Raw genomic sequence first — 12,827 nt, forward strand, 5'->3', positions numbered from 1 at the left:
AGTGGCTAGAACCGGTTCTGCAGGCGCAGCAGCACGCGGGTCTCATCGAAATTCGCCGCCTTGTCGTAGCGAACGGCACCCCCGAGGGTGAGGCCGGGGCTGATCGCCCAGTCCAGCTCGGCCCGCACGCCGCCGACGAAGCCGCTCTGCGACTGCCCGGCATAGAAGGCGTTGAAGGGCGCCCCGCTGCCGGCCGAGGAGGTGGCCAGGGCCTCCGCCTGGGATTGCAGCGCCGGGTTGTTCGGGAAGAGGGGCGCGCGGTCCTCGCGATAGGCGGCGTAGCCGGCCGTGGCGCCGACCCTGTAGGTGACGTCCCCCGCGCGGCCGCGATAGTCCACGGGGATGTTCAGCGCCGTGTACTGCTGTGGGCTGAAATACCCGCCATGGCCGAGGGTGAAGTAGCGCAGGTTCCGGTCGTAGCCGAAATAGACGAGGTCCACGCCGCCCGTCAGCTCGCCGGATGCCGTCTTGACGAGGGGCATGGAGAGGCCGGCCCCGGCCTCGACCCGGGTGTTGTTCGCCACCCCCTCGCCATCGAAGCTCGCATAGCCGCCGCCCGCATAGGCGAAGCCCGCGCCGATCGGCACCTCCACTTGGCCGCGTCCCACCGTACGCATGACGGAGCCCCAGCGGGCGCCGGTGCGGTCGTCCACCGCGCCGGCCCAGGAGAGAAGGCTGTCCGTCACGGCGCGCCGCTCTCCGGCGAAGCGCAGCCGCAGGCGGTCGGACAGCGCCGGGGCCAGTTCAATGCCGCCGACGATGTTGCTGTTGCGAAAGCCTAGGGGCGTCGTGCCGACATCGACCTTCAGCCAGTCGTTCCGGACGTAGTTGAGCGCGAGCGCCACGCCCGAGGCGCTGGTGCCGCGCGCCGAGGCGAGGGTGCTCGCGCGGTCCGCGAGGGAGGTGTCCACCGCATTGCTGCCGTAGCGCCGCAGCGCCTGCACGCTCGTGCTCGGCGAGCCGGATTCGATGGTCACCGGTTGCACCGAGGCCGTCAGGCGCCCCCCGAGGGAGCCGGGCGAGATCTCCCCCTGGAAGGTGGCGCCGAGTTCCCGCAACCGGTCCAGCCCCGCATCGCCGGACCGGACCCGGCCCGTGATCGCCCCGGTGAGCAGGGTGCCGGTCTCCGCGCGAAGCGCCCCGGCCTCCGCCGCGATCTGGCGCATGATGGGGTCGGAGGGCTGGGCGATCGCGGCCGGGGCGGTCGTTGCCCCCAGGCTGGTCCGGGCGAAGGGGTTCGCGAGACCGGCCACCGGCACCGCCGCCGGGGCCGCCGAGGCAGCGCGGGCGGAGCCGCCGAGTTCCGCCGCCCGCTGGGTCTCGGCCATCTCGAGGGCGCGGCGGGCGCGCGCCTCATCGCCGGAGGCACGGGCCACCCGCGCCTCCAGCAGCGCGACGCGGGAATCCCGGGGGCTGTTCGCCTGCGCCCCCGCCAGCAGCCCTTCGGCCCGCGTCCGGTCGCCGATGGCCAGTGCCGCCTCCACCGCCGCGCGGCGTGCCTCCAGGTTGCGGGGATCGCGGACCAGCACCGCCTCGGCCACCCGCAGCGCATCCTCCGGGCGGCGGGCGCCGAGATAGAGGCGGGAGAGGGCGAGGCCGGCATCGCTGTTCGCGGGATCATCGGCCAGGACGGGGCGCAGCCGCTCAAAGGCATTGGCCTGGTCGCCCGCCTCGTTCAGCCGGTCCGACGCGCGGATCGCGGCGCCGGAGCGAATGGCGGCGAGGTCGCGGCGCTGCTCGGCCGTGGCCCCGGAGAGCTCGGCCTCGCCCGCCAGGGCCGTCGCTTCGGCCTCCAGTCCCACCCCGAGCAGCGCCCCCGCGATCGCGATGCGGGCGGCCATGGCGGTGCCGGCGCGGTTGGCCAGAGCGACGCGGGCGGCCTCGGCCGCCCCCGCGCGGTCATTCGCCTCGCCCAGTGCCTTGATCACCGCGACCGCCGTGCTGCCCGTGGGATCCGGACGGGCCGCGAGGGTGAGAAGGCGCGACCGCCCCTCGATGGGGCTCATGGGCAGCAGGGCGGCCGCGGAGGCCACCTCGCGCTGGCCGCGGATGCGCGCGGCGAGGCGGGACATGTCCGGGCTGCGCCGCTGCGGCGGGATGCGGGAGAGCAGGAGGTCCGCATCGGCAAGGCGGTTGTCCTCCTCCGCGAGCAGGGCGGCGGCGAAGGTGGCATCCGCCCCGCTGTCGCGCGCGGCCAGTTCATCCACCACGGCGCGGGCCTCGGCCCCGCGGCCCTGCCGGCGCAGGGCGCGGGCGAGGTCGAGCCTCGTCCAGGGATCCTCCGGCGCGGCGGCAACGGCGTTGCGGAGCAGGGCTGCGGCCGCGGCAGCGTCCGCGGTGCGCCCAGCCTCGGCGCGATAGGCGTTCGCCTGGGCATTCCCAGGGCTGGTCGGGGCGGACGAAGCGGGTTGGGGAAGGGCGAAGGCCGCGGGGCGGCCCTGGGCGCGCAGCGCGGCGTTCAGCCCTTGCTGCGCCGCGCCGAAGCCGGGGCGCCGGCTGAGCGCCGTGCGGAAGCGCGCCTCGGCGCCCTGCGGATCGTTGCGTCGCAGGGCCAGCTCGCCGAGCACCAGCTCGGCATCGGACCGGTCGTTCACCTCGCGCATCGCGGCGCGGCGTGCAGCCACGTCCGCGCCGTCGAGGTCGTTGCGGCGGAGCTTCGCCTGGGCCTCCGCGAGGTCCCCTGAATAGGAAGCGGCGTCGAGCGCGCGCTGCCATTGCTGCGCGCGGGACGGATCGGCCGCGACGGCTCGTTCCAGCAGGCGGCGGGCCTCGGGGTTGTTGCCCTGGCGAAGGCGGACCACGCCGAGGCCACCGAGCGCGTCGGCATCGTTCGGATCGGCAGCGAGGGCCGCCTCGAACCCCCGCGCGGCCTCACCCACGCCACCCGCATCGAGGCGGGCAAAGGCCGACTGGCGCACGACGGCGTTCGGGTCCGTGGGCGTGGCCTGCGGTGCGGCCCTCAACGCCTCCAGGCGGCGACGCATCTCCGCATCGTCGGGGAAGCGTTGAAGATAGGCCTCGACCGCTGGCGCGGCGGCAGGGTCGTTCCCGGCGAAGCCGAGGGCAGCCTGCCAGGATTGCCGCGCCTCGGCCCCGATCTCCGGGCGGCCGGCCAACTCGCCCAGGCGGCGGATGCCCTCGGCCCGCGTGGCGGCCGAGTAGGTGAGAGCCTGGGCATGGGCGAGGCGCATGCGGTCCGTGGCGCCGGGACGGGCGGCCAGGGCAGCGAGGCCGCGCTGCCCCTCCGCGGCGCCCGCATCGGTGCCGCTGAGCGTCTGATAGTACTCCAGCGCGTAGGGCTCGGTCGGCCCTTGGGCGCCGAAGATCTGGCGGTAGCGCTGCGCGGCAGCCTCCGTCCGGCCCTCCCGCGCGAGCCGGCGCGCTTCGTCGATCGCGGCGCGATCGAGCGAGGCGCCACGCACGGCGCCCTCGGCCTGTGATTGCTGCTCCGAACTGCCGCCCACCGTGCGAAGGCGCGCGAGGAAGGCGTTCGCCGCTTCACGGTTCCCGCGCGCCACCTCCAGCCGTGCGGCGACCGAGAGAACGGCGGGATCGTCCGGCGCGACGGCGAGGGCGCGTTCGACGGCCGGCGCCGCGAGCTCGGTGCGGTCCTGGGACAGCCAGCGCTCGGCTTGTCGGACCAGGACATCCAGCGCGGCCGGGGAGTTGGTCGGGGCCTGGGCAGAGGCCTGCCCGTGCCAGGCGGCGAGGGCCAGCGCGACGCCCAGCGCGCCGCGCGCCCGTCCTCGGCGGTGCTCTCCCATGGTCCTAGTGTCCCTTCGGTGTGCGGGCGCGGAGCCGCATCGCGGCTCGGCGCCGCAGGAGCCAGTGGAAGGGCAGGCCGAGCATCAGCGCCGCCGCGAGCATCAGCCCCGCGACGCGCCAGGGGCTGGTGCCGAGCCAGAGATAGGGCAGCACCCACCAGGGCGGGTTGCCCACGGCATAGCTGGCCCCCGTGCGGTAGCCGGAAACCTGGCCGCCGTTGATGACGACGAGGTCGCCCTGCACGCGCGCGGAGGTCTCGACATTGCGCAGCGCCCCGACGGCGTTGGAGAGCGCGGCCGGTGTCGCGCCCAGTACCGCGACCACCGACTTGCCGGCGGTGAGCGGACTCTCCGTTCCCAACATCACCGCAACGCCCTCGCCCAGATCGGCCAGGGCCGTTGAGGCGCGGGTCAACTCGTCGGAGCCGGGATGGTCGAGGAAGAGCGCGCGGATGTCCGCCAGCGCGTCGGGCGCCGCGAGGGTGATCCGGTCGCCCTGCACCTGCACCGGGCTATTGCGGAGCAGGGTCGCGGCCGCGGGCTGCCGGCCGAGCGTGCCCAACAGCAGCAGATCGTGCCCGGCCACGGTCTGCAGAAAGGCGGGGAAGACGACCGAGAGGCCTGTGGCGGGATGTCCGACATGAGCGGCGAGGCCGCCGATCAGGTCGAGGAAGGCGCCCGCCTCCAGCGTGTTCGGACGCTCCGGAAGCACCACGGCCGTGCCGGAGAGGTCAGCCATCCGCGTGAAAGGGAAACCGGCCGAAGCGAAGAACCCGAGGCTCGGCAGCCGTGCGTAGCGCCAGGCCCGCGAGAGATCGATCGTGCTGTCCGGATCGACGGCGGCGCGGATATCGCCCGGCACGGCGGTGCACTCGCCCCGGTTCAGCGGGCGCATGTCGAAGCGCATCTGCAACTCCTCACGCCCGAAGAGCAGGTAGGTCGGCACCAACGCCCGGCCGCTGCGCACGGCGGAGTCCGGCATGAGCCAGCCGGCGAGCTGGTTCATCGGCCACATCCGCTCCCCCGAACCGAGGGGGAAGGATTTCAGGAAGTTCTCGGAAACCAGCACGTCAAGCCGCGAAGCGCCGACATCCACGGCTTGTCCATTGGGCCCGCGGAAGCGGAGATCGGCGGGGATGCCGCGATCGGACCAAGTGATCAGGTCGGGCGCGGTGCGCAGCGGCACCCGGATGGTGCCGGGCGTGTAGCCATGGGCCTGCAGCTCGGAGCGATCGACAAGGCTTCCGATCTGCACCGGCCGGTCCGGGGGAAGCCAGCGCGGCGCGTCATAGGGAGTGCGAGCCGGGAGGTTCGGCGGGGAGACGCGGGCCATCTCCCCGCCAATGCCGCCCCGTCCCGCGGCGAGTGCGAGCGCGGCCTGCGCCACCTCGCTCTCCGACCGCCCGCCGAGAACCAGCAGCGTTCCGTAGGGATCGTTTGGGTTCGCGATCATCGCGAGAGTCGGCCCCTCGAAGCGCGGCAGCGTCAGGCCGGGAACGGCGTCCGGCCCCGCGGCCAGGACGAGCGCGTTGCCCTGGGCCGGTGCGGCGCGATCCACGGGAAAGCTGGCCCCGCGGTAATCCGCCTGCACCGCGAACCAGGAGGCCGCGACGGCTGCCGCCCGCAGGCCCTGCGGCCCGGTCTCTGGCGGGATCACCACCGGAAGGGTCAGCGCCCCGCGCAGCACGCGCCGGTCGAAAAGCGGCTCGGGAAGCCGTGCCAGATCCCGCTGCGGCGGCAGGCGCTCGATCGTCAGGGCGAGGGTCGAAAGGTCGGATAGATTGGCGTAGAGCAGGCCGGAGAGAGGGTCGTTGCACTCCGTCGCGTAGCGGCCGGAGAAGCGGAAGTTCAGACGGTTCACCTCGGTGAAGTTCAGCGGATCGATCTCGAAGGAGAGCGGGCCGAACGCCTGGCGCACGGGATCGAGCGGGATGTTGCCGACGAACTGCTCGTTCAGCGTCACCGCGATCTGGCTGAGCGAGGGGATGAGGGCGGCGGAGGAGCCGCCCTGCACCGTCAGGCGAGCGGAGGTCACGACCTCGTCCCGCGATAGGCCGAACAGCACTCCCTGCAGGTCGGAGGTGCCGCGGAACTGCATCGGGCCGGCCAGGCCCAGCTCGCGCAGGGTCAGCCGCGCCTCCCTTGTCCCCGCAGACCGTGCCGGGGCCGCGGCAGGCGGCGGCGCCGCCACAGGGCGGAAGGATGGGGGCTCCACCGAGGGGGCCGCGACCGGGGTGGGTACTGCCGGGCGGGACTGGGCAGAGGCCAGCCCAGGAAGCATCAGCGCAGCGAGAAGCAGCGCGGCGGTGGTATTCTCCATCACCCGGTTCGCACCGGACCGGGCGGGTGCCGCGGTCTGCGGCTTCGGGCGCAGGACGTCGGACTTGCGGATCTGCTCCAGGGGAAGTGGCTTGCTCACGCGGCTCGGCGCCTTTGTCATCTTGAAGCGGTACTTGCGGAAGACGGCGTCCTTGGTCGCCATTACGACGTCCTTCAACGCGCGCAGCGGCTGGTCCTTGGGCCAGTTGTCCCAGTGGATCCAGGCATCCGGGCGGCCAAAGAAGACGCGGACCATCGCAGCCTCGTCGGCAAGGTTCTCCGTGTGAAAGCGAAGGAAAGCCTCGCCCTCCTCCCAGTGAAGGAGCGTGGCGTTCACCTCCACGGTCTCTCCACCGAGGTCGAAGGAGGTGACGCAGCGATCCCCGTCGGCGATGCCCAGGGGCCGTTCCAGCAGGAGGCGTGCGCCCGACATGGAGATATCGGAGGATCGCGCCGCGACGCGCCGGCCGTCAGAAAGTATCAGCTCCGCTGGCAGGTTTACCTCGACGCGCGCACGGTCACGCATCTGCTCCCGCTCCAATCCAACGGCGACAGCAGCCGAAACCGGAACGAGACAGAGGGTGCACCACAGCGTGTTCAGCAAGTAGGCCTGGAACTCGAGCGAGCCCGTCTCCGCCGTCAGCAGCCCGTAGGCACCGATGCAAACCCCGACGATGAGAGCGCTGAGGAGAATGAGGTTGGGCAACACGGCCCGGACATCGAGATATCCTTCCTCCAGGCGTCCGCCCTTGTCAGTGACGTTGAACTTTCCCTTCCGCGGGTCCCACAGGGTTGCGAGCGTGACGAGCACCAGCGGCGCGGCCATGCAGGCCTCGTAGATCTCGGACCAGAAGGAGTGGCGGTTGCGCCCGTTCAGGCGGGATGCCGTGCCGAAGGCGTGGAACATGTGGCTGCCGGCATAGGCCAGGATCGCGATCGGGCTGGCCGCGATGATGTTCTGCCCGAGAAAGAGGAAGGCGAGCGGCGAGGTAAGGAACACGATGCGCGGCAGCGCGAAGAGAAAGGAGAAACCTGCGGTGAAGTAGCAGAGCCTCTGCGCCCAGGTGAGGCCCGGAGCAAAGGGCGTGTTCTCCTGCCGCATGATCTGGATCATGCCGCGCGCCCAGCGCATACGCTGCCCGATGTGAATGGCCAGGCGCTCCGTCGCCAGCCCGGCCGCGAGCGGCAAGCGGATATAGGCCGTGTGCCATCCCTTCTGCTGCATGCGGAGCGAGCAGTGGCAATCCTCCGTCACCGTCTCGTGCGGCACGCCGCCGACCTCCATCAGCGCGGTGCGGCGGATGAGAGCGCAGGATCCGCAGAAGAAGGCCGCGTTCCACAGATCGTTGCCGGGCTGGATCGCGCCATAGAAGAGAAGACCTTCGTTCGGCACGGGGCGGTTGCGGGCAAGGTTCCGCTCGAACGGATCGGGCGAGTAGAAGTAGTGGGGGGTTTGCACCATCGAGAGGCGCTGATCGCGCACGAGCCAACCTGCCGTCATTTGCAGGAAGGCCCGCGTCGGGGCATGGTCGCAGTCGAAGATCGCGATGTAGTCGCCATCTGTGTGGCGCAGGGCGTGGTTGATGTTGCCCGCCTTGGCGCCCTTGTTGTCCGGGCGGATAATGTAGCCGCAGCCCACCTCCTCGCAGAAGTCGCGGAATTCGGGGCGGCGGCCATCGTCCAGGACGTAGACGTTCAGCTTGTCGCGCGGCCAGTCGATGTTCATGCAGGCCAGGATCGTCGGCCGCACGATATCCAGGCTCTCATTGTAGGAGGGGACGTAGACATCTACGCTTGGCCAGTTCGCGGGGTTTGGCGGCAGCGCTGTCGGCTTTCGGTTGAGGGGATAGGTGAGCTGGACGTAGGACAGGAAGAGCAGCGCCCCGGCATAGCATTCCGCCATGAAGAGGCCGAGCGAGAGAAACGCCTGGAACGCGTTGTCGAACTCGATTGTCTCGCTTACTCGCCACCAGAGATAGCGCGAGGTGATGGAGACGGAGAGCAGGACCAGGAAGACCGTTGCGCGGCGCGAGGCGGAGCGGCCGATGAGCAGGAAGGCGACGATGCCGAGGACGGTGAGTACCGCCTGCTGCTCTCCATTCAGTGGAACGGTGATAACGAACAGGGTGGCCAGAACGCCGAGCGCGATGCTCGCGGCCCTGACAGCCCGTCCGAGTGCAGGCAGGCGCTCCATCGTGGCGGTCATCCGCATTGCCGTCATCGGTGCAGTCCTTAGTCAGTCAGAACGGATTGGCTTGTGGCGGCCTTGGGGGCTGGCCAGCCAAGCCGGGCGAGCAGCGTCTCCGCCAGGAGAGCGAGGTCGTCGGCGGCGCGGCTGCCTGGCACTTCCACGGGTAGTCTGCGGTCGGCCAGGGCCTCCGATACCGCGTTGTCATGCGCCACCACGCCAGCGAGCCGCCCGCCAAGGGCGGCTTGCGCGCAGCCCAGGACCGCTTCGGAGAGGGGCGAGCCGAGATCGACCTGGTTCAGCACGAGCAGGCTGCGCTCCAACGCGCGCGCGGCGAGCGTGCCGCGGCCGAGGAAATGCCCACTGGAGACCTGTGAGATGAGCGACGCGCTGCCGCCATCGGCCAGCAGCACCATGACGCAGAGATCCAGCATTGGAAGAAGGGCGGACATGGCGGGGGACGGGCCGGGCGCGCTGTCGAGGATGATGATACGGTCGGGATCGGCGAGCATCTCGCGTACTGGATCGACCAGCGTTTCGGGCCGTTCCATGAGAAGGTGCGAGATCCCGAGAACTCGCCGGGGTTCCTCGGCGCCGTGGGGCAGAAGGGAGACGCCGTAGGGCGTTCTGCGTAGCGACTCCCGCCAGCCAGCACCGCTACCAAGGCCGGCCATGAAGCCGTCCTCGTCACGCAGAGGGCGGCCGAGGTGGATCTGCAGCGCATTCTGCGGGTCGAGATCCAGCGCGAGGACCTCGTGCCCGCGCGCGGCCAGGAGGGCGGCGACGTTCGCGGCCAGCGTAGTCTTCCCGACGCCTCCCTTGGGAGATGTGAAGCCGATGAGCGGCATTATCCCCTCTTCCCCAAGCGAATCGTTCGCCGTGGTTGCGACTTCCGATCAGGGGAGATGGCCTGCTTCGGAGCCTGCTCGCCGATCAGGGAGGGTGCTTGCCAGGCCTTGGACGCAGTTGGCGGGGTGATCTGCTCGGCGAGTTCATCCAGCAGGGCGAAGCGCCGGGGCGCCGTGCGGGGAAAAGCGGCGAGCGCCGACCGCGGCTCCGGGACTTGGTGAACTCGCGATTCCGCCTGATCGATGCCGGTTGGGGCTGGCGGGAGGCGCGGCCTTGCCTCCTCCGTTGGCTTACTGATGAGGCGCACTGCTGCTCGACCGGCCGGATCAGCGGAGATGGACAGAGTTCGGGGGCAGGGTGCGCCAATGGGCCGGGGCGGGGAGGGCTCATCCGGAATGGAATGATGCGGGGACGTCGCTGAGGGAACGGGAGTTGCCCGAGGCAATGCTGCCGCTGCGTCCGTCGAGAGGGATGGAGCTGCGGGCTCGAGAACTTCGTTCGGAAGAGCGTCCGGCTCCGCGGGCAGGGAGGATGAATCAATTCTCACCGCGGGGTAGCGGATGTAGGGAAAGCTGCGCAGCCCGCAGGCACGTAGGAGACGGTCGATCGGCTCATCCGCGCGCATGTTTTTCCTACGATCTGCGGGTTGATCCTGGACCATACCCTCTCTCCTTACGCGGGAAAGAGGTTGGTCAATTGCTACTATAACGCGAGAACTTTAACATTGGGTCTCTTTCTTCGAGGCCTGCTCGCATCAGGCTTATTGCCGATTCGGTTAAAGAATGACCGGCTCCCCGAACGCGTCAGGAACTGGCTGTCATCACGTCGCCGTAGGGCAACTGCGGCTGGTGTGCCCTCCACGGCCCGGGGCTCGCCGGTGCCGGAGCCGCGCCGTTGGGACGAGATCACTGCAACGGGGGATGCTGATAGCCTCGCCCGCGCGCGTGGCAGTCCGGGAGATACGGGCGGTGCTGCGGTGCGGGAGGGGTGACGCACGTCACCCAAGGCATCAAGCTACGAAACCGCCCTCAGCAGTCTCTCAGATCCGGCAATCCCCGAGTGTCAGTCGCCACGAGCTGTGAGCCGCGCGATGCTTGTCGGTGCGGCGGAGGCCGCGGCCCATGAAATGACCCGCGGCCCCCTGCAAACGCCCGATGCGCTCCTTCAGCGGGTGGCCACGTCCCAGATCTCCGCCGCGTACTCACGGATTGTGCGATCCGACGAGAACCAGCCGACATGGGCGGTGTTCAGAACGGCGGCCCGCCACCAGGAGTCCGGCTGGGCCCAAAGGGCTTCGGCGTCCCGCTGCCGCGAGTGGTAGGCATCGAAGTCGGCGGTGACGAGATAGCGGTCGTCGTTCAGCAGCCCCTCCACCAACCCGCGATAGCGGTCAGGCTCGCCGGGAGAGAAGACCCCCGAAGCGATCGCGTCCAGGGCGCCCCGCAACTCCGGCGAGGCCTCCGCCGCCGCATGGGCGTCGTAACCGGCCCGCTTGCGCTGCGCGACCTCCTCGGCCGTGAGGCCGAAGATGAAGATGTTGTCGCGCCCGACGCGCTCGTCGATCTCCACATTCGCGCCGTCCAGCGTGCCGATGGTGAGCGCGCCGTTGAGGGCGAGCTTCATGTTGCCCGTCCCCGATGCCTCAAGACCTGCCGTCGAGATCTGCTCGGACAGGTCGGCCGCCGGGATGATCGTCTCGGCGAGGCTGACATTGTAGTTCGGGATGAAGGCGACCTTGAGCAGCCCGTGCAGGACGGGGTCGTCGTTAATCGTTGCGGCCACATCATTGGCGAGCCGGATGATGAGCTTAGCCTGATGATAGCTCGGGGCCGCCTTCCCGGCGAAGATCTTCACCCGCGGCACCCAGCTCTCGGTGGGGCGCGCGCGCATCGCGTTGTAGAGCGCGACGGTCTGGATGATGTTCAGGAGCTGGCGCTTGTACTCGTGGATGCGCTTGATCTGCACGTCGAACAGCGCGTCCGGATCGATCTTCAGGCCGATGCGGCTGCTGACCAGCGTGGCGAGGCGCTCCTTCGCCGATCGCCGCTGACCGGCAAAGAGGTTGCGGAACGACGCGTCATCCGCGAGCGGGACGAGCCGCTCCAGCCGGTTCGGATCGTCCAGCACGGAGGGGCCGATCGCCTCCGCCAGCAGCTTCGTCAGCTCCGGATTGGCGCGGTGCAGCCAGCGGCGGAAGGTGATGCCGTTGGTCTTGTTCGTGATGCGGTCGCCGCAGACGCCGTTCAACTCGGCGAAGACCGTGTCCCGCATGAGCTGGGAGTGGAGCGCCGAGACGCCATTGATGCGGTGCGAGCCGACGAAGGCGAGATGCCCCATCCTGACGCGGCGGCCGTGCCGCTCGTCGATGAGGGAGACGTTGGAGAGAAGCATGTCGTCCGCACCGCCCGCCCGCGCGCGGTCGAGATGAGCAGCGTTGATGAGATAGATGATCTGCATGTGCCGAGGCAGCAGGCGCTCCATCATCGGGACCGCCCAGGTCTCCAGCGCCTCGGGCATCAGGGTGTGGTTGGTGTAGGAGAAGGTGGCCTGGGTGATGGTCCAGGCGGCGTCCCACTCCATGCCGTGCACGTCCATCAGCAGCCGCATCAGCTCCGCGACGCCGATTGCCGGATGCGTGTCGTTGAGCTGCACGGCCACCTGCCGGGCGAGGTCCGTCAGGTCCGCGTGGCGCGAAAGGTGGCGGCGGATGATGTCCTGCAGCGAGGCGGAGGCGAAGAAGTACTCCTGGCGGAGACGCAGCTCCTGCCCCGCCTCGGACTCGTCGCCGGGATAGAGCACGCGGGAGATGGCCTCCGCGCGCATCCGGGCTGCCTGGGCGCCGATATGGTCGCCGCGGTTGAAGTCGTTCAGGTGCAGCGGGTCGGTGGCCCGCGCCGACCACAGGCGCAGCGTGTTGATCCGGTGCCCGCGCCAGCCGACGACGGGCGTGTCATAGGCCAGGGCGTTCACGACCTCCCCCGCGTGCCAGACCATCCGGGTGGAGCCGTCCGGCAGGACCTCGGGGCGGACATGGCCGCCGAAGCCGACCTCGTAGACGAGGCCCGAGCGCTCGAACTCCCAGGGATTGCCGAGGGCCAGCCAGTCTTCCGGCACCTCGTGCTGGATCCCGCCAGCGATCACCTGCCGGAACAGGCCGTGCTCGTAGCGGATGCCGTATCCATAGGCGGGCACGTCGACGCTCGCCATGCTCTCCATGAAGCAGGCGGCCAGGCGGCCCAGGCCGCCATTGCCCAGCGCCGCATCCGCTTCCTGGCCCACGACCGTATCGAAATCGACGCCCAGCCCTTCGAGCGCCTGCCGGGCCGTCTCGATCAGGCCCAGATTGCCCAGGGCGTCCGACATGAGCCGGCCGATGAGGAACTCCATCGAGAGATAGCAGACGGCCTTCCGGTCCTCGGCCCAGGTATCGTCGTTGGAGCGGCGCCAGCGATCGACCACCCGGTCCCGGGCGGCGAGGGCGGTCGCGACGAACCAGTCATGCGCGTTCGCGCGCTCCCGCCGCGCCCCGACCTGGTAGACGAGCTTGGCGAGGATGCTCTCCCGGAACAGCTGGACGGCGCCCTCATCGGGCGCATCGAGGTTCGGGGAGATGATGGGAAGCTGGTCGTTCATCGGCCGTTTTGTCCGGATGGGAGGCGGGGCAAGCAGATTGCGATCAATAGAACGATAACAAAAACGCGAGCGAT

The 12,827-nt window shown here is 70.1% G+C and carries 4 protein-coding genes; all 4 read right to left on the reverse strand.

The features are described 5' to 3' along the window. Positions 1 to 5 precede the first annotated feature (5 nt). Positions 6 to 3,764: a cellulose biosynthesis protein BcsC gene (locus tag FHS87_RS15495; RefSeq protein ID WP_184520273.1), complete on the reverse strand. Its 3,759-nt coding sequence runs from the start codon at positions 3,762 to 3,764 to the stop codon at positions 6 to 8. Between the two features lie 4 nt (positions 3,765 to 3,768). Beyond that, positions 3,769 to 8,304, reverse strand: a complete 4,536-nt coding sequence (bcsA, locus tag FHS87_RS15500) for a UDP-forming cellulose synthase catalytic subunit (protein ID WP_184520275.1) — start codon at positions 8,302 to 8,304, stop codon at positions 3,769 to 3,771. Between the two features lie 11 nt (positions 8,305 to 8,315). After that, positions 8,316 to 9,119: a cellulose synthase operon protein YhjQ/BcsQ gene (locus FHS87_RS15505; RefSeq protein ID WP_184520277.1), complete on the reverse strand. Its 804-nt coding sequence runs from the start codon at positions 9,117 to 9,119 to the stop codon at positions 8,316 to 8,318. Between the two features lie 1,165 nt (positions 9,120 to 10,284). Next, positions 10,285 to 12,753 carry a glycogen/starch/alpha-glucan phosphorylase gene (locus tag FHS87_RS15510; RefSeq protein ID WP_184520279.1) on the reverse strand — a complete coding sequence of 823 codons (2,469 nt, stop codon included), beginning with the start codon at positions 12,751 to 12,753 and terminating at the stop codon, positions 10,285 to 10,287. Positions 12,754 to 12,827: the final 74 nt, after the last annotated feature.

Source organism: Muricoccus pecuniae (assembly GCF_014199205.1).
In the GTDB taxonomy this organism is placed as follows: domain Bacteria; phylum Pseudomonadota; class Alphaproteobacteria; order Acetobacterales; family Acetobacteraceae; genus Roseomonas; species Roseomonas pecuniae.